At 68.5% G+C, this 21,489-nt stretch carries 24 protein-coding genes; 11 read left to right on the top strand and 13 right to left on the bottom strand.

The window, feature by feature from the left end; translation table 11 throughout:
- Nucleotides 1-2: 2 nt before the first annotated feature.
- The 7 genes from BUR94_RS05620 to glpD form a co-directional block, all read right to left on the bottom strand.
- The gene (locus BUR94_RS05620; protein WP_074255249.1) at nucleotides 3-275 is read right to left on the bottom strand and encodes a DUF2160 domain-containing protein; all 273 of its coding nucleotides are present in this window, start codon (nucleotides 273-275) and stop codon (nucleotides 3-5) included.
- 126 nt (nucleotides 276-401) lie between these two features.
- On the bottom strand, nucleotides 402-740 hold the full coding sequence (locus tag BUR94_RS05615; RefSeq protein ID WP_245794382.1) for a GIY-YIG nuclease family protein: 339 nt from the start codon (nucleotides 738-740) through the stop codon (nucleotides 402-404).
- Nucleotides 741-827: 87 nt separating this feature from the next.
- Nucleotides 828-1,673 carry a carbohydrate ABC transporter permease gene (locus tag BUR94_RS05610; RefSeq protein ID WP_074255248.1) on the bottom strand — a complete coding sequence of 282 codons (846 nt, stop codon included), beginning with the start codon at nucleotides 1,671-1,673 and terminating at the stop codon, nucleotides 828-830.
- Entirely contained in the window at nucleotides 1,670-2,542 is an 873-nt protein-coding gene (locus BUR94_RS05605) for a carbohydrate ABC transporter permease (protein WP_074255247.1), read from the bottom strand. The genes BUR94_RS05610 and BUR94_RS05605 overlap by 4 nt, the downstream gene beginning before the upstream one ends.
- Before the next feature lie 58 nt (nucleotides 2,543-2,600).
- Complete coding sequence (locus BUR94_RS05600) at nucleotides 2,601-3,680, bottom strand: ABC transporter ATP-binding protein (protein WP_074255246.1); 1,080 nt, start codon at nucleotides 3,678-3,680, stop codon at nucleotides 2,601-2,603.
- Nucleotides 3,681-3,688: 8 nt separating this feature from the next.
- Entirely contained in the window at nucleotides 3,689-4,777 is a 1,089-nt protein-coding gene (locus tag BUR94_RS05595; protein ID WP_074255245.1) for an ABC transporter ATP-binding protein, read from the bottom strand.
- An 8-nt stretch (nucleotides 4,778-4,785) separates the two neighbouring features.
- Nucleotides 4,786-6,387, bottom strand: a complete 1,602-nt coding sequence (glpD, locus tag BUR94_RS05590) for a glycerol-3-phosphate dehydrogenase (RefSeq protein ID WP_074255244.1) — start codon at nucleotides 6,385-6,387, stop codon at nucleotides 4,786-4,788.
- Nucleotides 6,388-6,651: 264 nt separating this feature from the next.
- On the opposite strand from glpD, the gene BUR94_RS05585 reads away from it, so the two are divergent.
- Nucleotides 6,652-7,413 (top strand): DeoR/GlpR family DNA-binding transcription regulator, encoded by a 762-nt coding sequence (locus BUR94_RS05585; RefSeq protein ID WP_074255243.1) that lies wholly within the window; start codon nucleotides 6,652-6,654, stop codon nucleotides 7,411-7,413.
- Nucleotides 7,414-7,470: 57 nt separating this feature from the next.
- Nucleotides 7,471-8,604 (top strand): NAD(P)/FAD-dependent oxidoreductase, encoded by a 1,134-nt coding sequence (locus tag BUR94_RS05580; protein WP_074255242.1) that lies wholly within the window; start codon nucleotides 7,471-7,473, stop codon nucleotides 8,602-8,604.
- 26 nt (nucleotides 8,605-8,630) lie between these two features.
- Here the strand turns inward: BUR94_RS05580 and BUR94_RS05575 are convergent, their stop codons facing one another.
- Nucleotides 8,631-9,644: a hypothetical protein gene (locus tag BUR94_RS05575; RefSeq protein WP_074255241.1), complete on the bottom strand. Its 1,014-nt coding sequence runs from the start codon at nucleotides 9,642-9,644 to the stop codon at nucleotides 8,631-8,633.
- 208 nt (nucleotides 9,645-9,852) lie between these two features.
- On the opposite strand from BUR94_RS05575, the gene BUR94_RS05570 reads away from it, so the two are divergent.
- From BUR94_RS05570 to BUR94_RS05530, 9 genes are all read left to right on the top strand, one after another.
- Entirely contained in the window at nucleotides 9,853-10,575 is a 723-nt protein-coding gene (locus BUR94_RS05570; RefSeq protein WP_074255240.1) for an SDR family NAD(P)-dependent oxidoreductase, read from the top strand.
- A gap of 42 nt (nucleotides 10,576-10,617) precedes the next feature.
- Nucleotides 10,618-11,766 (top strand): Gfo/Idh/MocA family protein, encoded by a 1,149-nt coding sequence (locus tag BUR94_RS05565; protein ID WP_074255239.1) that lies wholly within the window; start codon nucleotides 10,618-10,620, stop codon nucleotides 11,764-11,766.
- Nucleotides 11,767-11,782: 16 nt separating this feature from the next.
- Complete coding sequence (locus BUR94_RS05560) at nucleotides 11,783-12,697, top strand: sugar phosphate isomerase/epimerase family protein (protein ID WP_074255238.1); 915 nt, start codon at nucleotides 11,783-11,785, stop codon at nucleotides 12,695-12,697.
- 48 nt (nucleotides 12,698-12,745) lie between these two features.
- Complete coding sequence (locus BUR94_RS05555) at nucleotides 12,746-13,771, top strand: substrate-binding domain-containing protein (protein WP_074255237.1); 1,026 nt, start codon at nucleotides 12,746-12,748, stop codon at nucleotides 13,769-13,771.
- A gap of 66 nt (nucleotides 13,772-13,837) precedes the next feature.
- Nucleotides 13,838-15,319, top strand: coding sequence for a sugar ABC transporter ATP-binding protein (locus BUR94_RS05550; protein ID WP_074255236.1), 1,482 nt, complete (start codon nucleotides 13,838-13,840; stop codon nucleotides 15,317-15,319).
- The gene (locus tag BUR94_RS05545; RefSeq protein WP_074255235.1) at nucleotides 15,316-16,269 is read left to right on the top strand and encodes an ABC transporter permease; all 954 of its coding nucleotides are present in this window, start codon (nucleotides 15,316-15,318) and stop codon (nucleotides 16,267-16,269) included. The genes BUR94_RS05550 and BUR94_RS05545 overlap by 4 nt, the downstream gene beginning before the upstream one ends.
- Nucleotides 16,269-17,216 carry an ABC transporter permease gene (locus tag BUR94_RS05540; protein WP_074255234.1) on the top strand — a complete coding sequence of 316 codons (948 nt, stop codon included), beginning with the start codon at nucleotides 16,269-16,271 and terminating at the stop codon, nucleotides 17,214-17,216. Before BUR94_RS05545 ends, BUR94_RS05540 begins: the two co-directional genes overlap by 1 nt.
- A 4-nt stretch (nucleotides 17,217-17,220) precedes the next feature.
- Nucleotides 17,221-18,285 (top strand): Gfo/Idh/MocA family protein, encoded by a 1,065-nt coding sequence (locus tag BUR94_RS05535; RefSeq protein ID WP_074255233.1) that lies wholly within the window; start codon nucleotides 17,221-17,223, stop codon nucleotides 18,283-18,285.
- Nucleotides 18,282-19,388: a Gfo/Idh/MocA family protein gene (locus BUR94_RS05530; protein ID WP_074255232.1), complete on the top strand. Its 1,107-nt coding sequence runs from the start codon at nucleotides 18,282-18,284 to the stop codon at nucleotides 19,386-19,388. The genes BUR94_RS05535 and BUR94_RS05530 overlap by 4 nt, the downstream gene beginning before the upstream one ends.
- Before the next feature lie 3 nt (nucleotides 19,389-19,391).
- On the opposite strand, the gene BUR94_RS05525 is transcribed toward BUR94_RS05530, so the two are convergent.
- Genes BUR94_RS05525 through BUR94_RS05510 form a run of 5 tightly spaced genes read right to left on the bottom strand, consistent with a single transcriptional unit; the run spans nucleotide 19,392 to nucleotide 21,285 of the window.
- Nucleotides 19,392-19,817 carry a hypothetical protein gene (locus tag BUR94_RS05525; protein ID WP_074255231.1) on the bottom strand — a complete coding sequence of 142 codons (426 nt, stop codon included), beginning with the start codon at nucleotides 19,815-19,817 and terminating at the stop codon, nucleotides 19,392-19,394.
- On the bottom strand, nucleotides 19,814-19,939 hold the full coding sequence (locus tag BUR94_RS21020) for a hypothetical protein (protein WP_281249196.1): 126 nt from the start codon (nucleotides 19,937-19,939) through the stop codon (nucleotides 19,814-19,816). Before BUR94_RS21020 ends, BUR94_RS05525 begins: the two co-directional genes overlap by 4 nt.
- Nucleotides 19,936-20,130 (bottom strand): hypothetical protein, encoded by a 195-nt coding sequence (locus tag BUR94_RS05520; RefSeq protein WP_074257595.1) that lies wholly within the window; start codon nucleotides 20,128-20,130, stop codon nucleotides 19,936-19,938. The genes BUR94_RS21020 and BUR94_RS05520 overlap by 4 nt, the downstream gene beginning before the upstream one ends.
- On the bottom strand, nucleotides 20,123-20,683 hold the full coding sequence (locus BUR94_RS05515) for a holin family protein (RefSeq protein WP_074255230.1): 561 nt from the start codon (nucleotides 20,681-20,683) through the stop codon (nucleotides 20,123-20,125). The genes BUR94_RS05520 and BUR94_RS05515 overlap by 8 nt, the downstream gene beginning before the upstream one ends.
- A complete protein-coding gene (locus BUR94_RS05510; RefSeq protein WP_074255229.1) occupies nucleotides 20,674-21,285 on the bottom strand; it encodes a holin-associated N-acetylmuramidase in 612 nt (203 codons plus the stop codon). The genes BUR94_RS05515 and BUR94_RS05510 overlap by 10 nt, the downstream gene beginning before the upstream one ends.
- Between the last annotated feature and the right edge of the window lie 204 nt (nucleotides 21,286-21,489).

The following is a 21,489-nucleotide window of genomic DNA, read 5'->3' as shown; positions in this document are numbered from 1 at the left end:
CGCTACACCCAGCGAAACACCGCTGCGGCATAGATCAGGCAGAGGACCAGCGCCCAGGGTTGGGGCCATCCGGTCAATCCGAGCCAGGCCAGGTTGATGAAGGCCGAGCCGAGAAGGGTGATGAAGAGGCGGTCGCCCCTCGTGGTCTCGATCTGGAGCACGCCCTTGCGGGGCGTCTCGGGGAACTTGATTGCGAGCACGGTGAAGGTGATCAGCAGGCTGGCGATCACGAGAAAGAAGATCGCGGTGGGCCATGTCCATGCCATCCAGTCCATGTCAGCGGCTCCTATTGCTCAGGATTTTCAGGAAGCGGTCATCCTCGGGCTTGACCCGAGGACCTCTTGCGGCTGGGTGCGACGGAAAATGAGAGATCCTCGGGTCAGGCCCGAGGATGACGGCCTTCAGACGTCCGCCTCTGCCTCTGCCCCGGGGCAAATCTCGTACCAGAGATCCCGCCAGCCGGGATTGGCCTTCTCGATCAGGTCGATCTTCCACCGCCGGTACCAGCGTTTCAGCGATTTCTCCCGCTGTATCGCAACAGTCGGCTCCTCGTGCGTCTCGTACCAGACCAGCTTGTCGAGATTGTACAGATCGGTGAAGCCAGGAAACGCGTGGGTCCGATGCTGCCAGACCCGCCCGACCAACCCGCTGGTCACGCCGATGTAGAGCGTCCCGCGCGGCTTGTTGGTCATCATGTAGACCGCCATCTGCTTGTCCATCCCGCCGTAGCCTCTTGTCATCCTCGGGCCTGACCCGAGGATCTCGTTGACAGGAGATCCTCGGGTCAAGCCCGAGGATGACGGCGCTTTGGTTAACAAACCGTGTCACTACACCCTCCCCAGGGCGAAGCCCTTGGCGATGTAGTTGCGCACGAAATAGATCACCAAGGCACCCGGCACGATGGTCAGCACCCCCGCCGCCGCCAGCACGCCCCAGTCGAGGCCGGAGGCAGAGACGGTGCGGGTCATGGTCGCCGCAATCGGCTTGGCATCTACCGTGGTGAGAGTCCGGGAGAGCAGCAGTTCGACCCAGCTGAACATGAAGCAGAAAAACGCCGCCACGCCGATGCCCGAGGCGATCAGCGGCATGAAGATCTTCACGAAGAACTTCGGAAAGCTGTAGCCGTCGATATAGGCCGTCTCGTCGATCTCCTTCGGCACCCCACGCATGAAACCCTCGAGGATCCACACCGCCAGCGGCACGTTGAAGAGGCAATGCGCCAGCGCCACCGCAATGTGCGTGTCGAACAGCCCGACCGAGGAGTAGAGCTGGAAGAACGGCAGCGCGAAGACGGCAGGCGGAGCCATCCGGTTGGTCAGCAGCCAGAAGAACAGGTGCTTGTCGCCCAGGAAGTGGTAGCGCGAGAAGGCATAGGCCGCGGGCAGCGCCACGGCCACCGAGATCACCGTGTTCATCACCACGTAGATCAGCGAGTTCACATACCCCATGTACCAGCTCGGATCGGTCAGGATGACCCGGTAGTTGCGCAGCGTCAGGTCCTGCGGCCAGAGCGTGAAGCTGCCGAGGATCTCGGAATTGCTCTTCAGGCTCATGTTCACCAGCCAGTAGATCGGCAGCAGCAGGAACAGCAGGTAGAGCCCCATCACGATGGCGGAGCCCTTGATCCGGACCTTTGGCGCGGAGCGGGCGGGGGCGAAGGTGGCATCCGTCATTTCGCATCCCTTTTGTCGAGGTTGGTCATGACCGTGTAGAACACCCAGCTCACCAGCAGGATCACCAGGAAATACATGATCGAGAAGGCGGCAGCAGGCCCGAGGTCGAACTGGCCGATGGCCATCTTCACCAGGTCGATGGAGAGGAAGGTCGTGGCATTGCCCGGCCCCCCGCCCGTCACCACGAAGGGCTCGGTGTAGATCATGAAGCTGTCCATGAAGCGCAGCAGGATGGCGATCATCAGCACGCCCTGCATCTTGGGCAGCTCGATGTAGCGGAACACCTTCCAGCGGCTCGCCTGGTCGATCTTGGCGGCCTGGTAGAAGGCATCGGGGATGCTTTGCAACCCGGCATAGGCCAAGAGCGCGATCAGCGAGGTCCAGTGCCAGACATCCATCACCACCACGGTGATCCAGGCATCCAGCACGTCACGGGTGTAGTTGTAGTCCACCCCGATGGCCGCCAGCGTGTGCCCCAGAAGGCCGATGTCGACCCGCCCGAAGATCTGCCAGATGGTGCCCACAACGTTCCACGGGATCAGCAGCGGCAGGCTCATCAGCACGAGGCAGAAGCTCGCCCAGAACCCGCGCTTGGGCATGTTCAGCGCCACGAAGATCCCCAGCGGCACCTCGATGGCGAGGATGAGCGCCGAGAACCCCATCTGCCGCCAGAGCGCCGCCCACATCCGCTCGCTGTCGAGCATCTCCTCGAACCATTCGAGCCCGGCCCAGAAGAACTGGTTGTTCCCGAAAGTGTCCTGCACCGAGTAGTTGACCACGGTCATCAGCGGGATGACCGCCGAGAAGGCCACGAGGATCAGCACCGGCAGAACGAGGAACCAGGCCTTGTGATTGGTGGTCTTTTCCATCAGGCGGCTCCTGCAGACAGGGTGTGGATGACGGCGCAGCGGGGGGAGACGGGGTGCATCACGCCGCTTCCTCCGGGCTCACCCGCCAGTCGTCGGCGTAGACGTTCACATGCGCCGGGTCGAAGGCCACCCGGGTCATGTCGGCGCCGATCTCGTCGCCCTCCCCCGCGATCACGTTGATCTCGCTGCCAAAGAACTCCGCCCGCACGATCTTGTGGCGGCCCACGTCCTCCACCCGGCGCACCTTGACCGGCAGGCCCTCCGTGGCCGACAGCCGCGCATACTCGGGCCGCACCCCAAGCGCGACCCGGCCGGAAACCGCCCCGTAGCCATGCGCCAGCGCCAGCTCGGCGCCGTCGATATAGGCGCGGTTGCCCTCCACCCTTGCCGGGATCAGGTTCATCCCGGGCGAGCCGATGAAATAGCCCACGAAGGTATGCTCCGGCCGCTCGAAAAGCTCCTCGGGCGTGCCGATCTGCACCACCCGGCCATCGTGCATCACCACCACCTTGTCGGCGAAGGTCAGCGCTTCGGTCTGGTCGTGGGTGACATAGATCATCGTATGGCCAAAGTCGTGATGCAGCTGTTTGAGCTGGGTCCGCAGCTCCCACTTCATGTGCGGGTCGATCACGGTGAGCGGCTCGTCGAACAGCAGCGCGTTCACATCCTTGCGCACCATGCCGCGCCCGAGACTGATCTTCTGCTTGGCGTCCGCCGTGAGGCCCCGCGCCTTGCGGTTCAACACCTCCTCCATGCCGATCATCCGGGCAATCTCGCCCACCCGTTCGGCCACATAGGCCTCGTCATGGCCCCGGTTTCTCAGCGGAAACGCCAGGTTGTCCCGCACGGTCATGGTGTCGTAGACGACCGGAAACTGGAACACCTGCGCGATGTTGCGCTCGGCGGTGGGCGCAAAGGTCACGTCCTGCTCGCCAAAGAGAATGCGGCCGCGCGAGGGCATCAGCAGTCCCGAGATGATGTTGAGCAGGGTGGACTTGCCGCAGCCCGAGGCCCCCAGCAGCGCATAGGCCGCGCCATCCTCCCAGGTGTGGTTGAGCTCCTTCAGCGCCCAGTCGTCCTCGCTCGCCGGATCGGCGAGGTAGGAGTGCGCGAGGTTGTCGAGCGTGATCTGTGCCATGGTCCCCCTCAGGCCGCCGCCGCGTAGGAGGCAGGCGCCACCAGCGCCCCCTCGGCATCGAAGATGTACACGTGGCTCGGGTCGAGCCACACCGCGAGGTCGGCCCCCGGCTCGAGGTTGTGCACCCCGTGAATGAGCCCGACCCAGCGCTCGCCGGCATGGTCGAGATGCACGAAGGTCTCCGACCCGGTCAGCTCGGTCACCGAAAGCCGCGTGTTGAACTTCATCGCACTCGGCGTGTGCTGCCCGATCTCCAGGTGGTTGGGCCGGAACCCGGCCAGGTAGCGCCCGTCGGGCAGCTCCGCCAGCTTGCCGGTCGCGGGCGCGCTCTGTCCCTCGCCGAACATCAGCTTGTTGCCCGTCTTGGACACCTGCAAGAAGTTCATCGGCGGGTCCGAGAACACCCGCGCCGTGGTGGCATCCACAGGGCGGCGATAGACATCCGGCGTCAGCCCGAACTGCGTCACCCGCCCCTCCCAGAGCGTCGCCGTGTTGCCGCCGAGCAGCAGCGCCTCCTCCGGCTCGGTGGTGGCATAGACAAAGATCGCGCCCGACTCCTCGAAGATCTTCGGGATCTCCACGCGCAGTTCCTCGCGCAGCTTGTAGTCGAGGTTGGCCAGCGGCTCGTCGAGCAGCACCAGCCCCGCCCCCTTCACCAGGGCCCGCGCCAGGGCGCAACGCTGTTGCTGCCCGCCCGAAAGCTCCAGCGGCCTGCGGTCGAGCATGGGGGTGAGCTTCATCATCTCGGCGGTCTTGTGGACGGCGGCGTCGATAGTCGCCTTGTCCTTGCCCTGCAGCCGCAAGGGCGATGCGATGTTGTCGTAGACGGTCATCGTCGGGTAGTTGATGAACTGCTGGTAGACCATCGCCACCTGCCGGTCCTGCACCCGCATCCCCGTCACGTCCTCGCCGTTCCAGAACACCCGCCCCTCGGTCGGTTGGTCGAGGCCCGCCATGAGGCGCATCAGGCTGGTCTTGCCCGCGAGCGTAGGCCCGAGCAGCACGTTCATCGTGCCGTTCTCGAGGTGGAGATCCGTGGGGTGAATATGCGTCTGACGCCCCACCACCTTGCTCACGGACTTCAGTTCCAGAACCATGCGTCCCCCTATTCCGCCGCCGCCGGGCTCGCGTCCCGGCGATGGGTTTTCAAGTAGGCTTCCAGCGCCTTGACCTGGTCGGCCGAGAGCCGCAGGCCCAGCTTGCTGCGCCGCCACAGGATGTCGTCCGCGGTGCGGGCGTATTCATGCGCCATCAGCCAGTCCACCTCGGCCCGGGTCAGCCCCGCGCCAAAGTCCTGCCCCAGGTCTGCGGCACTGGCCGCCTTGCCCAGAACGGCCCGCGCCTCCGTGCCGTAGGCCCGCACCAGCCGCGCGGCCTGCGCAGCCTCGAGAAACGGATACTCCCCGCGCAGCCCCTCGGCCAGCGCCCGCGCCCCGTCATGAGCAAAGTCGCCTCCGGGCAGCGGGGCGGTTTCTGTCCACTTGCGGCCAAGACCCTGGAAATGCGGCGCGATCTTGTCCAGCGCGGCCTCCGCCAACCGCCGGTAGGTGGTGATCTTGCCGCCAAACACATTCAGCACCGGCGCGCCTGCCGAGCTGTCCACCTTCAGCGTGTAGTCCCGCGTCGCCGCGGTGGCCGAGCTGGCGCCCTCGTCGTAGAGCGGCCTCACGCCCGAATAGGTCCAGACGATATCCTCCGCCGTGATCGGCGCCTTCAGGTAGCGCCCGGCGAAGTCGATCAGGTAGTCGCGCTCCTCCTCGGTGCAGCGCGGCGCTTCGCCGGGGTCATCATGGGCACATTCGGTGGTGCCGATCAGGGTGAAATCCTGCTCGTAGGGAATGGCAAAGATGATCCGCCCATCCTCGCCCTGGAAGAAATAGGCCTTGTCGTGGTCGTAGAGCCGCCGCGTCACGATATGCGAGCCGCGCACCAGCCGAACGCCCTCTGTCGAGTTGGAGCGGATCGTGTGGCTCAGGATCTCCCCCACCCAGGGGCCGCCGGCGTTGACAAGCATGCGCGCACTGTGGGTCGCCTTCTGTCCGCTTTCGGTATTTTGCGTTTCCACGATCCAGAGCCCGTCTTCGACATGGGCCGATAGCACCTTGGTCCGCGTCAGGATCGTCGCGCCCCGCGCCTCCGCGTCCCGCGCGTTGAGCACCACGAGCCGCGAGTCCTCCACCCAGCAGTCCGAATACTCATAGGCCCGCTCGAAGCGCGGCTGGAGCGGCGCGCCCTCCGCCGTGCCGGGCAGGCTGAGTGTGGCGGTGCCGGGCAGGATCTTGCGCCCGCCCAGGTGATCGTAAAGGAAGAGCCCCAGGCGGATCAGCCAGGCCGGCCGCCGTCCGCGCATCCAGGGCATCGCGAAGGAGAGCAGCCGCGAGGTCGGCGTCGCCTTCTCGAACCGCATATCCTTATGATAAGGAAGCACAAATCTCATAGGCCAGGAGATGTGCGGCATGTTCCGCAAAAGCACCTCGCGCTCTTCCAGGGCCTCCCGCACCAGCCGGAACTCGAAGAACTCCAGATACCGCAGCCCGCCATGAAAGAGCTTGGTCGAGGAGGAGGAGGTCGCCTGCGCCAGGTCACCCATCTCGGCGAGGCGCACCGAGAGCCCCCGGCCCGCCGCATCGCGTGCGATGCCGCAGCCATTGATGCCGCCACCGATCACGAACAGATCGACCGGCTCCGTGGGCGCCCCCTTCGACACGTTTTCCTCCCAGGTGTCCTCGGCGCAAGTTATGCACCGAGTCGCGCCCCGACGAAAGCAGAAATGTTCGTTTCTTTTCGTTTTTGGGAATCTCACGCGCGATCAGCGACTTGCCGCGCGGCAGCGCAAACCGCTGCATTGCGGCGAAACCCCTGCCATCACAACGGAAAACCCGCCTCCACCCCTGTTTGCACGCAAATCCCATTGCCCCGCCTCACGCCCCATGCGAAAAGAACCGAACATGCACGACCCGGAACACCCCGCATGAGCCAGGCCTTCCGCCACCCCGAAATGCTCGAGATCATCCGCCGCGACGGCAAGGTCACGGTCGACGGGCTGGCCGAGCACTTCGGCGTCACCCTCCAGACCATCCGGCGCGACCTGACCGAACTGGCCGAGGCCGGCCAGATCGAGCGCGTCCACGGCGGCGCCATCCTCGCCTCGGGCACCCACAACATCGGCTACGAGGAGCGGCGCTCGCTGAACCTCGAGGCCAAGGCCGCCATCGCCCGCGCCTGCGCTGCCCAGATCCCCGAGAACGCCAGCATCTTCCTCAACATCGGCACCTCCACCGAGGCCGTGGCCCGCGAGTTGATGCGCCATCGCAGCCTGCTGGTGGTAACCAACAACATGAACGTGGCCAACATCCTCGCCGCAAACTCCGACTGCGAGATCGTCGTCACCGGCGGCACGCTGCGCCGCTCCGACGGCGGGCTGGTCGGCAAACTGGCCTCCGAGACCATTCAGCAGTTCAAGTTCGATCTCGCCATCGTCGGGTGCTCGGCCATCGACCGCGAGGGCGACATGCTCGACTTCGACATCCAGGAGGTCGGCGTCAGCCAGGCCATCCTCGCCCAGTCGCGCCGCACCTTCCTCGTGGCCGATCACTCCAAGTTCCAGCGCAGCGCCCCCGCCCGCATCGCCTCGCTCGCCGCGATCGACCGCTTCTTCACCGACGCGCCGCTCACCCCCGACCTCGCCCGCCTCTGCGCCGACTGGGGTACCCTCGTCGACGTCTGCCGCTGAGGCTGGGCACCCGCGCCAACCCCTGCTAGCGTCCGGCAGAACGACCCGGAGACACCAGTGCAAGACCAATTCGACGTGGCCGTGATCGGCGGCGGCATCGCCGGCATCTCGGCGGCCGCAGAACTCTCCCGCAACGCCCGCGTGGTGATCCTCGAGGCCGAGAGCCAGCCCGGCTACCACAGCTCCGGCCGCTCCGCCGCGCTCTACGTGCAGGGCTATGGCGCGGGCGTGTGGCAGCGCCTGGTGGCGCTGGCCGAGCCCGTCCTCAAGGCCCCGCCCGCAGGCTTCACCGAGGCGCCCCTGCTCACCCCGCGCGGCTTTCTCCGCATCGCCCGCGAAGACCAGCGCCACGCCCTGAAGGCGCTCGCCGCGGGCATCGAAGACACCTCAGACCTGCAGTGGCTGACCGGAGAGGAGGCCGAGGCCATGGCGCCCCTGCTCCGCCCCGGCCACATCGCACGGGCGCTCTACACCTCCGAGGCCCATGACATCGACGTGCACGCCCTGCTTCAGGGCTTTCTCCGCCAGGCCCGCGCCAACGGCGCCACGCTGAAAGGCAAGGCCGAGGTCACCGCCCTCACCCGCGAGGGCGAGGGCTGGCGGATCGAAACGCCCGAGGGCAGCCTCACCGCCAGTCTCGTCGTCAACGCCGCCGGAGCCTGGGCCGACCGCGTGGCCAGCCTCGCCGGTCTGCGCCCGCTGGGGCTGCAACCCATGCGCCGCACCGCCATCACCGTCGATGCCCCCGCCGACCTGCCGCTCGCCACCCTGCCGATGATCGTCGACGCCGACGAGGCCTTCTACACGCGCCCGATGGGCGGCAAGCTCATGGCCTCCCCCGCCGATGAAACCCCCTCCGAGCCCTGCGATGCCCAACCCGAGGAGCTCGACATCGCCCTCTGCGTGGACCGCCTCACCACCGCCTGCCGGGTCGAGGTGCGCCGGATCGAGAGCAAGTGGGCCGGCCTGCGCTGCTTCTTCCCCGACCGCGCGCCGGTCTGCGGCTTCGACCCGGCCGAGCCGCGCTTCTTCTGGCTTGCGGGCCAGGGCGGCGACGGGGTGCAAACCTCGCCCGCGCTGTCGCGCATCGCGGGGGCCCTGGTGCGGGGCTCCGGCGTGGACGAGGTGCTCGCAGGCAGCGGCCTCACCCCCGCCATGCTCTCGCCCGGTCGCCCCACGCTCGCGCCCTGAAGGCGGTCCGGGCGCGCGCCGTCGCCTCACCCCGTGAGAAACGCCAGGTCGCAGGGCACCACCCGCACCGTCCCGTCCTCTCCCGTCACCCGCAGCGCGCCGCCCTCGGCCGCCACCGAGGCCACCGGCGCGCCGCAGGGCCAAGCCATGGCCCCGGTCACATGCCGCACCTCGAGCCCGGCTCCCAACTCCGGTGCCTGCAGCTCCGGCGCGTCGATCAGATGCGGCGCGCAGCCCTCCTCCACCCCGAGGCACCCCCTGTGCCGCCTGTTCCACGGCGCGTAGTCGCGCCCGCCGTTCGAATGCCAGAGCATCGTCATCGGCAGCGCCGCCGGGTTGCGCAGCGACAGGTAGAGATCGCCCTCCACCGGACGCACCACCGCCGTCCACCCCAGGGGCGATCCCTCGGCCTCGATCCCGGTCACGAAGTCCTCATGCGCGGGCCCCCAGGGATAGAGGCGCAGGTCCACCACGCCTTCAGCGCCGGGAAAGGCGCCGATCGCGCCCTCCGCCGGATAGCGCAGGGCCGAGCGCCCCCGCGCCGGGTCCGGCTCCAGCGCCGTGGCCCCGGTCTGCCAGCGCCGCTTCGCCGAGGTGCGGATGATGCCCCCGTGGGGCAGCGCCACATTCGCATGGTTCGCCACCGCGATCCGCCCCTGCCCGCCCTCGAACCGATGCGCCTGGTAGACAAACGGATGCCCGTCGCGCAGGGCCAGCCGCTTCACCAGCCGCGCACCCTGCACCTTCCGCTCCAGAACGGCCAGCAGCTCGCCCGCCCGCGCCTCTGCCGACCACGCGCTGTTGCACGGCCAGCCATGCAGCGGCACCTCCTCGCCGGCCCGCCCGAACGGCGCACAAAAGAAATCGCCGCCCAGCACCGCCAGATGCGGCGGCGCGCCTTCCGGCATCGCCTCGCGCCCCACCCAGGGCGCCCGATGCAAGGGCGCCACCTCGCGCCCGTCATCCGTTACCCGGATCGTCTCGATCAGCCCGTGGACCGCATCGAAGGCCAGCCCGATTCCATCTGCCGCAATCTCCAAGCGTCATCCCTCCCTGCCCTGCGGCTTATGTGCTCACCGCATTGGACCCTTGACAATCCCGGCCCGGCGCTTTGACTATGTAATCGTTTACAGCGCCGGTCCGCGCCACCGCTGCCGCGCCCTGTAATCGTTTACACCAAAAGAGGCGGAAACCGCCCGCTGGCTGCCGAGGGGAGGATTGGCGCTGACGACAGGGAGCGATAACCCGATGGGCCGGGCGGGGTTTTCCTACGCCGGGGCCCAGGTGCTGGTGATCGGCGCCAGCCGAGCGGGGATCGGCGCCGCCATCGCCCGGGCCTTCGCCGCCGCCGGCGCCAGCGTCGCCATCACCGGGGTCGAGCCGGAGCCCGACCCGGCTGACAGCCACTTCCCCTACACCCGGCTCGACGTGACCGACATGGCCGCCGTCGAGGCCCTCTCCGCCGCCACGCCCAGGCTCGACGTGCTCGTCAACTGCGCCGCCATCACCGCCCGCGGCGAGGAGATGGCCCCCGAGTTCTTCTCCAGGGTGGTCGACATCAACCTCACCGGCACGATGCGCTGCGCCCTCGCCTTCCGGCCCCAGCTTGCGGCCAGCAAGGGCTGCGTCATCAACATCGCGTCCATGTATGCCGGCTTCGGCAGCCCCAGGAACCCCGCCTACGGCGCCTCCAAGGCCGCAGTGCAGCAGCTCACCAAGTCGCTCGCCATCGCCTGGGCGTCCGAGGGCATCCGCGTCAACGCCGTCGCGCCGGGCTTCATCGTCACCGCCCAGTCGGCCCGCTCGCGCGAAGACGCCACCCATGTGGCCAACGTCAACGCCCGCACCCCGCTGGGCCGCTGGGGCCAGCCCGAGGATATCGCCGGACCGGTCCTGTTTCTGGCCTCCGAGGCGGCAAAGTTCATGACCGGCGCCTGTATTCCGGTTGACGGAGGCTATTCGGTTGTTTGAGGCTCACAGCAAGGGAGGCGCCCCGCTGCGGGGCGAAACGCGATGACGGATTTCTCGCGCATCGGCGTGGCGGTGATCGGCACCGGCTTTATCGGAACGGTTCATGTCTGGGCGCTGCGGCGGCTCGGGGTCAACCTGCGCGGCGTGCTGGGCTCCTCGCCCGAGCGCGGCGCGGCGGCCGCCGCGGGCCTGGGCACCCGCGCCTTCGCCTCGCTCGAGGAGCTCTGCGCCGATGCCTCCGTGCAGGCCGTCCACGTCACCTCCCCCAATCACCTGCACTACAGCCAGGTGAAGGCCCTCATCGCCGCCGGCAAGCACGTGGTCTGCGAAAAGCCCCTGACGATGACCGCCGCCCAATCCGCCGAACTGGTCGAGCGCGCCGCCGCCTCCGACCTCATCTGCGCGGTCTGCTACAACATCCGCTTCTACCCGCTGAACCAGCAGGCCCGCGGCATGGTCGCGGCGGGCGAGCTGGGCGATCTCCGCCTGGTCACCGGCCACTACGTGCAGGACTGGCTCGCCAAGCCGACCGACTGGAACTGGCGGCTCGAGGGCGACAAGGGCGGCGCCCTGCGCGCGGTAGGCGATATCGGCACCCATTGGGCCGACCTCACCAGCTTCATCGCCGGCGAGAAGCCCGCCGAGGTGATGGCCGAGCTCAGCACCTTCATCACCGAGCGCGACAAGCCCACCGGCCCGGTCGAAACCTTCACCGCGGCCTCCGGCGCCACCGAGAAAGTTACCGTAACAACCGAGGATACAGCCCTGATATTGCTGCGCTATCCCAGCGGCGCACGCGGCTCTCTCACGGTCAGCCAGGTCTCTCCCGGCCGCAAGAACGCGCTCCGCTGGGATATCGCCGGGGCCAAGGCCAGCGCCGAGTGGACCTCCGAAACCCCCGATCACCTCTTCATCGGTCACCGCGACGGCCCGAACCAGATCCTGCAGCGCGACGCCGCCCTGATGAACCCCACCGGCGCCGCCGCCGCCTCGCTGCCCGGCGGCCATGTGGAGGGCTTCGCCGACACCTTCTTCGCCCTCTTCCGGCAGGTCTACGGCGATATCCAGGCCGGCGCGCGCCAGCCCGCCTCCACCTGGGCCAGCTTTGCCGACGGGCATTTCGAGATGGAATTCTGCGAGGCGGTCCTCGCCAGCGCCCGGAGCGGCGCCTGGGTGAAGATCGGCGCATAAGACAAGGACAAAAAACATGAAACTCGGAATCCTCACCGCACCGTTCCCCGATACGCCCCTGCTCGAGGTTGCCCAATGGGCGGCCGACGAGGCCATGGGCCTGCTCGAAATCGCCTGCTGGCCCGCCTCCGGCGGCGAGGCCCGGCGCTACGCCGGCACCTCCCACATCGACTGCAACGGCCTCTCCGAGGGCCAGGCGCAGGAAATCACCGGCAGCCTAGCCGAGCTGGGCGTCGGCATCTCGGCCCTGGGCTACTACCCCAACCCGCTGCACGCAGACGCCGCCCACCGCGAAGAGGTTATCCCCCACCTCAAACACGTGATCACGGCCGCCGCCACCCTCTCCGTCCCGGTCGTGAACACCTTCATTGGCGGCGACAAGTCCTTGAACGTGGACGAGAACTGGAAACGCGCGCAGCAGATCTTCTCGCCCGTCGTCGGCCATGCCGAGGATGCTGGCGTCAAGCTCTGCTTCGAGAACTGCCCGATGATCTTCAGCTACGATGAATGGCCCGGCGGGCACAACATCGCCTACAGCCCCAGGATCTGGCGCCGCATCTTCGACGAATGGGGCGATGCCGTGGGCATGAACTTCGACCCCTCGCATCTGGTCTGGCAATTCATCGACCAGGCCCGCTTCATCAAGGAGTTCGGGCCGAAAATGGCCCATGTCCACGCCAAGGACGTGATGATCGACCGCGACAAGCTCTACGAGAACGGCACCATGAGCCTGGGCATGGGCTGGCAGGTGCCCCGCATGCCCGGTCTGGGCGATGTGGACTGGCCCGGCTTCTTCTCCGGTCTCTACCGCGCGGGCTACGACGGGCCGGTGATCATCGAGCACGAGGACAAGGTCTTCGAGAAGGATGACGCCGCGGTGAAGCGCGGCTTCCTGCTCGCCCGCGACGTGCTGCAACCTTACATCAAGTAACAACAACAAGAAACTGAAACGCATAACTTTTCCTAGGGAGGGAAAATCATGAAGAAGCTGCTCAAGACAACCACCGCCGCCGCTGGCGTCACCCTCGGGCTCGCCGGCATGGCGCTGGCCGATTACACCATCGGCATTTCCAACACCGTGCAGGGCAACGGCTGGCGCGAGGAGATGATCTGCGCGATGAAGGCGCAGGCCCTCGTCTCCGGCAAGGTCGACAGTCTCAACATCGCCCACCGCAACACCGATGCCGCCGGCCAGTCGGAGGACATCCGCAACCTGATCGAGGCGGGTGTCGATGCCATCGTGGTCAACCCCGCCAATCCCGACGGCATTGCCGACGCGGTCAAGGAGGCGACAGACAAGGGCATCGTCGTCGTGGCCGTCGACCAGGGCGTGAACGCGGACTCCGCCTATGTGCTCTCGAACAACCAGGAAGAATACGCCTACCTCGGCGCCAAGTGGCTGTTCGAAACCATCGGAGGCTCCGGCTCTGTGGTCTACATGCGCGGCGCGGCCGGGGCGGCCGCCGATGACGACCGCGACCGCGGCTTCAAGCGCGCGCTGGCCGAGTTCCCCGATGTGACGGTGGCCCAGGAGGTCTTCACCGGCTGGCAGCAGGACAAGGGCAAGCAGCAGATCCTCGACTACATCGCCACCGGCATCCCGTTTGACGGCATCTGGACGAGCGGAATCGACAACGTGATCGTCGATGCGCTGGTCGAGAGCGACGTGGACCTCGTGCCGGTCGTGGGCGCCGACAACGCCGGTTTCGTCGGCCAGCTCGCTTCGGTCGAGGGCCTCACCGGCGCCGCCGTCACCAACCCCGGCTCCATCGGCGGCGCGGGCGTGACGCTGGCGCTCCAGATCCTCGAAGGGCAAATGCCCGCCGAGCGGGTAGTGCTGGTCGACCCGGCGCTCTGGGCCAACAACGACGACAAGGGCAAGGAGATGATCGCCGCCGCCCAGAACCCCGATCTCGACCCCGAGTGGCCGGTTTCCGTCAGCATCGACGGCTGGACCGATTACTCCATGGAAGAGATTATCGCCTGCAAGGGCCCCGGCGAGTGAGCACCACCGGCCGGGCACATCAACCTGCCCGGCCAACCCTCTGAACATGAAGACCAAAGAGGCGACATGACCCATGAGGCCCCGCTGCTCGACGCGAGCGGCGTCGAAAAGCGCTTCGGCGCGGTCGTGGCCCTGAAGGCCGCCGCCCTCACCATTCGTCGGGGCGAGATCGTGGCGCTGATGGGCGCCAACGGCGCGGGCAAGTCGACCTTCGTGAAAATCCTCACCGGCGCGCTCCGCGCCGACAGCGGCCATGTCAGGATCCGCGGTACCGAGCGCGTGGTCGGCTCCCCCGCCGAGGCCCGCCGCTCCGGCCTCGTGCCCGTCTACCAGGAGCCCTCGCTGATCCCCGATCTCGACGTGGCCGACAATCTCCGCCTCGGCGGCACCGATCCTGCCAAGTTCAAGGCCTGGATGGCCGAACTGGGCTTTTCCACCCTCGATCTCTCCGCGATGATCCACAGCCTTCCGCTGGCCACCCTGCGGATCATCGACCTCGCCCGCGCCCTGGCCAGCGAGCCCGACGTGCTCCTGCTCGACGAGATGACAGCCGCGCTGCCAACCGACCTGGTGGAGGCGGTGCTCCGGGTCGTCAAACAGCAGGCCGAGGCCGGGCGCTCCGTCATCTACATCTCCCACCGCTTCGCCGAGATCGCCCAGGTCTGCCAGCGCGCCGTGGTGCTGCGTGACGGCGCCACCGTGGGCGATGTGCCCATCGAGGCCGGCGCCGAGGAGCGCATCGTCGAGATGATGCTGGGCGAGGCGATCAAGCCCGGTGAAACCGCCGCCCAGCGCGCCGCGCCTGCCCCCAGCGGCACCCCGCGCCTGGCCGTCCGCGGCCTCGGCGCCACGGGCAAGCTGACCGACGTCAGCTTCGCCCTCCATCCCGGCGAGGTGCTGGGCGTGGTCGCGCTCGAAGGCCAGGGGCAGGACGAGCTCTTCGAGGTGCTGGCCGGCGCCCGCAAGCCCGATCGCGGCGTCATCGAGGTCGAGGGCAGCCCCCGCCGCTTCGCCCATCCCGCCGACGCCATCGCCGCCGGCCTCTCCTTCGTGCCCGGCAACCGGGCCGATGCGCTGGCCATGCAGCAAAGCGTGCGCGACAACCTCGCGCTCCCCTTCTCCGCCCACCCCCGCGCCTGGGGGCCAATCCACATGCGCCGCGAGGGCGAGATCGTGGCGCGCACCATCGAGCGGCTCCAGATCGACACCCGCGCCCAGGGCGAGGTCGGCCGCCTCTCGGGCGGCAACCAGCAGAAGGTCACCATCGGGCGCTGGCTGGCCCATGGCTGCGATACCCTCCTGCTCTTCGATCCCACCCGCGGCATCGACGTGCGCACCAAGCGCCAGATCTACCCGCTGGTGCGCGAGCTTGCGGCCTCGGGCGCCGCGGTGCTGTTCTATTCCTCCGAGCTCGAAGAGATCCAGCTGGCCTGCGACCGCTGTATCGTCATCTTCAATGGCCGCGTGGTCGATACCATGCCCGCCTCGAAGGCCGACGAACCCCGCCTCATGCGCGCCGCCTACGGGCTGACGGAGAGCGCCGCATGAAGGCCTTGCGCAAACACGCCTGGATCACCGGCCTGGCCGTCATCCTGGCCCTGCTCATCCTGGCGACCAAGCTGATCCAGCCCACCTTCGGCGCGAGCGGCGTCGAGAGCCTCGCCCGCGCCGCCCTGCCCTTCGCCTTTGCCACCGTGGCCCAGGCGGTGGTGGTGATCGCGGGCGGCATCGACCTCTCCATCGCCTCGGTCATGGCGGTCTGCTCGGTCACCGCTGCCGTGCTGATGGAGGGCAACGGCGGCGCCGCCTCGCTCGGCATCGTCCTTCTGGTGCTGGCGATAGGCGCGGCCATGGGCGCGCTCAACGGGCTGCTCATCACCCTCACCCGCGTGCCCGACATCGTGGTGACCCTCGCCATGCTCTTCGTCTGGGAGGGCGTGGCACTCCTGATCCTCAACGCGCCGGGCGGACGGGCGGCGGACTGGCTGCGCGGCCTCATCATCGGCGGCCTTCCCATCCCCGGCCTTGGCGGCGTGCCGCGCGCGCTGGTCTTCCTGCTGGTGCTGGTGGCGCTGGTCTGGCTCCCGATCCGCCGCTCCCGCACCGGCCTCTCGCTCTATGCCGTGGGCTCCGATGCGCTCGCCGCCTTCCGCTCGGGCGTCAACGTGGGCCGCACCCGGATCGTTGCCTACGGCCTCGCCGGGCTGTTCGCGGCGATGGGGGGGCTCTCGCTCACGCTCTCCACCGGCATCGGCGAGCCCATCCCCGGCCCCTACCTGCTGGCCTCCGTGGCCGCCGTGGTGCTGGGCGGCGTTGTGCTGGGCGGCGGGAAGGGCGGGCTGCTGGGCCCGCTCATCGCCGTGTTCATTTTGCGGCTGGTGCGGATGGACCTCACCCTGCTCTCCGTCGATCCCAACGTCTCGGCCATCATCGAGGGCACCATCATGGTGGTGGTCGTCATGATCGGCGGGCTGCTGGCGGCGAAAGGAAGGCTCTGATGACCCGCGCCAAGGCCCTCCTCCGCGATCACCCGATCATCCCCCTGCTGGTGCTCCTCGCCCTGCTCGTGGGCCTGCTCGAGATCATGCGCCCCGGCATCGTCGGCGAGCGCTGGATCGCCAACACGGTGAAGTTCGCCATCCCGCTGGCGATGCTCGCCGCCTGCCAGACGCTGACCATGCTCACGGGAGGCATCGACCTCTCGGCGGCCATCGTCGCCACCATCTCCAGCTTCGTCATGGCCACGCTCGTGCCCTTCTACGGCGCCCCCGCGGCCATCGTCCTCTCCCTCGTCCCCGCCGTGCTGATCGGGCTGCTGAACGGCGTCGGCGTGGGGCTCTTCCGAGTGCACCCGCTGATCATCACGCTGGGCACCGGCCTCATCGGCACCGGCTGCCTCCAGGTCTACCAGAGCACCGTCATCGCCACCGGCTCCGAGGTGCCCGAGGCGCTGGCCTGGCTCGGCACCGGCCGCACCTGGGGCTTTCCCAATGCGCTGGTGCTCTTTGTCCCCTTCGCCGCCCTCATCCTCTACGCCCAGCGCCGCACCGGCTTTGGCCGCCTGCTCTACGCGATGGGCGACAACGAAGGCGCGGCGCGGCTCGCGGGCGTGCGCGGCTGGCAGGTGCACCTGGCGCTCTACGCGATCTCGGGGCTCATCGCGGGCGTGGCGGGCCTGCTCTACGTCGGCCTCATCAAGGCCCCCTCGCTGTCGCTCGCCGTCCCGCTGATGCTGCCCTCGGTGGCCGCGGCGGTGATCGGCGGCACCTCGATCTTCGGCGGGCGCGGCGGCTACGCGGGCACTATCGTCGGCGCCCTCATCCTCACCGTGCTGGGCACCATGCTGACCCTGCTGCAAATGCCCGAGGGCGTGCGGCGCATCCTCTTTGGCGGCATCATCCTGGGCGTCGCCGCCATTCACCTGCGCCTGACAGACACGAGGTAACCCGATGAAGATCGCCGGCATCTCCTTCGACCACATGCACATGGGCGACCTGCTGCGCATGGTCCACGCGCACCCCGAAGCCGAGATCTGCGCCCTCTACGACCCCGACCGCGCGAAGATGCAGGCGGCGGTGGCGGCCTTCGACGTGCCCGAAGAGCGGGTCTTCACCGATCTCGACGCCGCCCTGGGCACCGCGCCCGATCTCGCCATCCTCTGCTCCTCCACCGCCAGCCACGCCGAGATGGCCGAGCGCATCGCCCCCACCGGCACCAACCTCTTCGTCGAAAAGCCCTTCGCCGCCACGGCCGCAGATGCCCGCCGGATGATCGCCGCGATGGCGGCGGGCGGCGGGCGCATGGCGATCAACTGGCCGCTGCGCTGGGTCGAGAGCCACGTCACCGCCAAAGAGATCATCGAGGCGGGCACCATCGGCGAACTGCTCGAGGTGCGCAGCTACGGCGGTAACCGCGGGCCGCTCTTCCACCTCGCCGACAAGGTCGAGGTCACGCCCGAGGAGGTGGAGCGGCAAAAGCCCGAAAGCTGGTGGTACAAAAAGGCCTCCGGCGGCGGCTCGCTGCTCGACTATCTCGGCTACGGCGCGACGCTCGGCACCTGGTACATGGAGGGCGCCGCCCCGCTCGAGGTCACATGCGTCATCGACGAGACCCCCGGCATCGAGGTCGACCAGCACTCCATCACCATCTGCCGCTACGCCACCGGCCTCAGCAGGATGGAAACCCGATGGGGCACTTTCACCGACCCCTGGATCACCCAGCCCCAGCCCCGCTGCGGCTTCACCTTCATCGGCTCGGACGGCACGCTGGTCAGCCACGACTACGCCGACCACGTGACCCTCCAAACCCGCGCCCGGCCCGAGATCCACGCGGTGCCCGTCACCCCGCTCCCTGCAGGCGAGACAAACCCGATCGAATACGTCCTCTCCCGCCTCAGGTCCGGTGCGCCCATCGAGGGCCCGCTCGACCCGGCCCTCTGCCTCACCGCTCAACGCATCATCGACACCGCAGCAAAGTCGGCCGCCGAAAAGCGCACCCTGCCGCTGCTGCCATGAGCGAACCGGACGCCGAGAGCTACGCCCTGAAGTCCGCGCAGGTGGCGGAGATCCCCGCTCCCGATCTTCCCTACCAGCCGCCAACACCCCGCAACCCGCCTCCCATCGCCCTCATCGGCGCGGGCGGCATCGCGGGCGCTCATCTCGACGCCTACCGCACCGCCGGATGGGAGGTGGCCGCCATCTGCAACCGCAGCCTCGCTCGGGCACAGGCGCGGGCGGCGGAGTTCTTTCCGCAGGCGCGGGTGACCGACCGCTGGGAGGCGGTGCTGGACGACCCCGCCATCGCGGTGGTCGACATCACCCCCCATCCCGCCGACCGCCTGCCGATCGTCGAGGCCGCGCTGAAGGCCGGCAAGCATGTGCTCTCGCAAAAGCCCTTCACCGAAAGCCTCGACGACGCTGAGCGCCTCACGGCGCTGGCCGAGGCCCAAGGCGTCCACCTCGCCGTCAACCAGAACGGCCGCTGGGCGCCGCACCTCGCCTGGATGCGCGAGGCCGTGCAGCGGGGCCTGATCGGCACCCTCACCTCCGCCCATGTCGCCATCGCCTGGAACCATGCCTGGATCGAAGACACCCCCTTCGAGGAAATCCACGACCTCGTGCTCTACGACTTCGGCATCCACTGGTTCGACTTTCTCGCCAGCCTCGCCGGGGACCGCCTGCAAACCGTCACGGCAACCTCCGCCTTCGCTGCGGGCCAGGGCGCCCGGACTCCGCTCCTCGCCCAGGCCCTCGTCACGCTCGACGGCGGGCAGGCCTCGTTCGCCTTCGACGGCGCCACCCGGCACGGGCCAAGCGACACGACCGTGATCACCGGCACCGAGGGCACGTTGCAGTCCACCGGCCCCGACCTCGGCCGGCAGCAGGTGACCCTCACCACAGCCGCCGGCCGCGCCACCCCCCGGCTCGCCGGCACCTGGTTCAACGACGGGTTTCGCGGCGCCATGGGCGAGCTGCTCTGCGCCATCGAGCAGGGCCGCCCGCCCGCCAACTCCGCCGCGCGCAACCGCGCCACCCTGGCCCTCACCTTCGCCGCCTGCGCCTCTGCCCGCGAGGGCCGCACCGTCGAGATCGGCAGTATCCGCGCCCTGCCGCGCTAGCCCCTACCCCAGCACGCCCAACACCAGCACCGCCGCCCCCAGCGTGCCCCCGAGCAGAAACACCAGCGCCACCTGCCCCAGCCCGAAGGCCCGGCGGATCGCCTCCACATGCAGCAGCGTCCCGGTGAGATAGACGCCCAGCACCCCCAGCAGCATGGGGCTCTCGCCCATCCACAGCGGATGGCCCAGCAGGTCCTGCACGAGCCGCCAGCCCATCAGCGCCGAGGCCCCGGCCCAGCTGAAGGTCATCGCCAGCGCCAGCGGCGTCGCCTTCTCGCGCCAGAGCCAGAGGAAGGTGCCCGCCAGCGTCGCGGCCATGGCCACCAACGCCACCCGCGCCAGCTCCTGCGCCGCCGGCGGACCAAAGGGCCGGGAGACAAGCCCGAGCGCCAGCAGGATGACGGCCAGAAGCCCCAATGCACGCATCATTTTCCCAGCATCTCCTTCAGCGTCGCGTCGAGCGCATCGGCGGCGGCGCGGTTGCGGTCGGTCTCGCGGCTCATCGCCCGGCCCAGCAGCAGCCGCCGCATCAGCCCGCGCAGCCAGCTCATTTCTCGCCCCCCGCCCGGCCCGGAAGCCGCTCGCGGATGAGCGTGGTCAGTTCGATGATGATCTCGGTGTTCCGGTGCAGCGCGGCCCGGGTGGTCTCGTCCTTCTTGTGGTCCTTGAAGAGCAGCAGGAAGACGAGCAGCACCCAGGGCCCGTGCTCCGTCAGCAGGCTGACCCAGAGCGCATCAGGCACCACGCCGCAGCTCCCGCCAGTCGTCCAGCGCCGGGTTCGCGGCCTCAAGCGCCGTCTCTTCCTCCGGCACGGCGCTCCCCGCGCCCGCCTGCAAGGCGGCCAGCGCCGCCATGTTGGCCTGCACCTGCGGCGCCAGCGCGACCGCGGCGGCGATCGAGCGCTGAAACTCCTGCCCCTTCGCCTGGTGCCGCGCCCCGAAGTAGAAGCTCACGATCGCCCCCATCAGCCACCACAGCGGCTCGGGCACCAGCGCGATCCCCTGCATCCGCGCGGCAAACCAGATCGGGTCCACCAGGGCGGTGACGAACAGAAAAAGCGTGCCCAGCGCCAGCGCCGGGCGCGGCAGCCGGTTCAGCCCGTCCATGAACCGGTCAAACCAGCCCCGGCGCTCGATCATGAACTCGCGTCCGAACTGATCGAGCGCCGCCCCCTGGTAGGCCGCGGCCCGCGCGGCCCCCGCCTCGGCGTTCTCCCGAAACACCTCGACCGTCTCCGCCAGCCGGTTGCGGCCCCCGCCGAAGACCGCCGTCAACACCCCCTCCATCAGCCCCATGCCGCCACCCGGGCGCGATGCTCGGCCTCCGTCAGGTGGTATCTCGGGCTGATGAACTCCTCGGCGCGGGTGATCCACCCGCCCTTGCCGCCATCGCGGCGCCGGGCATACTTGCGGCTCGACGGCCGGGCATCGGCAAGACCGTAGTAATAGTTGCGCCGGGCGATCCCGTAGGCGTCGGCCAGGTGCCCCGGTGCCGCCTCGAACGCCGCCCGCGCGGCGGCGATCGTCTGGGGGCCGATCACGCCGTCCACCGTGCAGGCCTGCCCCATGCGTGTGAGCAACCTCTGCAGGATCTTCACCGCCTGCGCCCCGGCGTTCACATGCATGTCGAAGACGCTGGCATGCAGCGCCACCGGCAGCTCGGCGATGCGCGGCCGCTTGAAGTAATGCTCGATGAAGATCGCCCGCGCCTGCTCGGCGGTGAGCCGTTTGACGTCGCGCAGCGTGGTGCGCCCGTCACCATCGAGGTCCACCCCCAGCCGCGCCAGCGTGCCGATGGTCACCCCGTATTTCGTCGCGCCCCCCGGATCGTCGGGGTCGTTCACATAGCCGCCTTCGCGGGCCACGATCTCGCGCGCAATCTCGTCGACAGTGGGCATGGAAGCCTCCGGCGTATCCTCGAACCGCCGGTGAGCATTCCCGATCTGCTTTAAGAATTATGAAGCGATGCGTGCGCTGCGCACTGTCAAGGCCCCGTCAAAGGCCCCGTCAAGGCCCCGTCAAAGGCACCGTCAAGGCCCCGTCAAAGGCCACGTCATCCCCGGGCTTGACCCCAGGTCCTTTTGACGGGAGATCCTCGGGTC

Source organism: Vannielia litorea, assembly GCF_900142295.1.
Lineage (GTDB): Bacteria > Pseudomonadota > Alphaproteobacteria > Rhodobacterales > Rhodobacteraceae > Vannielia > Vannielia litorea.
Note: the sequence above shows the minus strand (reverse complement) of the source record. Positions and strands in the feature narration are given on the sequence as shown.

Coding starts and splice junctions, on each gene's coding strand:
- BUR94_RS05620 (WP_074255249.1), bottom strand. CDS start 275: ATGGACTGGATGGCATGGACATGGCCCACCGCGATCTTCTTTCTCGTG.
- BUR94_RS05615 (WP_245794382.1), bottom strand. CDS start 740: ATGACAAGAGGCTACGGCGGGATGGACAAGCAGATGGCGGTCTACATG.
- BUR94_RS05610 (WP_074255248.1), bottom strand. CDS start 1,673: ATGACGGATGCCACCTTCGCCCCCGCCCGCTCCGCGCCAAAGGTCCGG.
- BUR94_RS05605 (WP_074255247.1), bottom strand. CDS start 2,542: ATGGAAAAGACCACCAATCACAAGGCCTGGTTCCTCGTTCTGCCGGTG.
- BUR94_RS05600 (WP_074255246.1), bottom strand. CDS start 3,680: ATGGCACAGATCACGCTCGACAACCTCGCGCACTCCTACCTCGCCGAT.
- BUR94_RS05595 (WP_074255245.1), bottom strand. CDS start 4,777: ATGGTTCTGGAACTGAAGTCCGTGAGCAAGGTGGTGGGGCGTCAGACG.
- BUR94_RS05585 (WP_074255243.1), top strand. CDS start 6,652: ATGAGCCAGGCCTTCCGCCACCCCGAAATGCTCGAGATCATCCGCCGC.
- BUR94_RS05570 (WP_074255240.1), top strand. CDS start 9,853: ATGGGCCGGGCGGGGTTTTCCTACGCCGGGGCCCAGGTGCTGGTGATC.
- BUR94_RS05565 (WP_074255239.1), top strand. CDS start 10,618: ATGACGGATTTCTCGCGCATCGGCGTGGCGGTGATCGGCACCGGCTTT.
- BUR94_RS05560 (WP_074255238.1), top strand. CDS start 11,783: ATGAAACTCGGAATCCTCACCGCACCGTTCCCCGATACGCCCCTGCTC.
- BUR94_RS05555 (WP_074255237.1), top strand. CDS start 12,746: ATGAAGAAGCTGCTCAAGACAACCACCGCCGCCGCTGGCGTCACCCTC.
- BUR94_RS05550 (WP_074255236.1), top strand. CDS start 13,838: ATGACCCATGAGGCCCCGCTGCTCGACGCGAGCGGCGTCGAAAAGCGC.
- BUR94_RS05545 (WP_074255235.1), top strand. CDS start 15,316: ATGAAGGCCTTGCGCAAACACGCCTGGATCACCGGCCTGGCCGTCATC.
- BUR94_RS05540 (WP_074255234.1), top strand. CDS start 16,269: ATGACCCGCGCCAAGGCCCTCCTCCGCGATCACCCGATCATCCCCCTG.
- BUR94_RS05535 (WP_074255233.1), top strand. CDS start 17,221: ATGAAGATCGCCGGCATCTCCTTCGACCACATGCACATGGGCGACCTG.
- BUR94_RS05530 (WP_074255232.1), top strand. CDS start 18,282: ATGAGCGAACCGGACGCCGAGAGCTACGCCCTGAAGTCCGCGCAGGTG.
- BUR94_RS05525 (WP_074255231.1), bottom strand. CDS start 19,817: ATGATGCGTGCATTGGGGCTTCTGGCCGTCATCCTGCTGGCGCTCGGG.
- BUR94_RS21020 (WP_281249196.1), bottom strand. CDS start 19,939: ATGAGCTGGCTGCGCGGGCTGATGCGGCGGCTGCTGCTGGGCCGGGCG.
- BUR94_RS05515 (WP_074255230.1), bottom strand. CDS start 20,683: ATGGGGCTGATGGAGGGGGTGTTGACGGCGGTCTTCGGCGGGGGCCGC.
- BUR94_RS05510 (WP_074255229.1), bottom strand. CDS start 21,285: ATGCCCACTGTCGACGAGATTGCGCGCGAGATCGTGGCCCGCGAAGGC.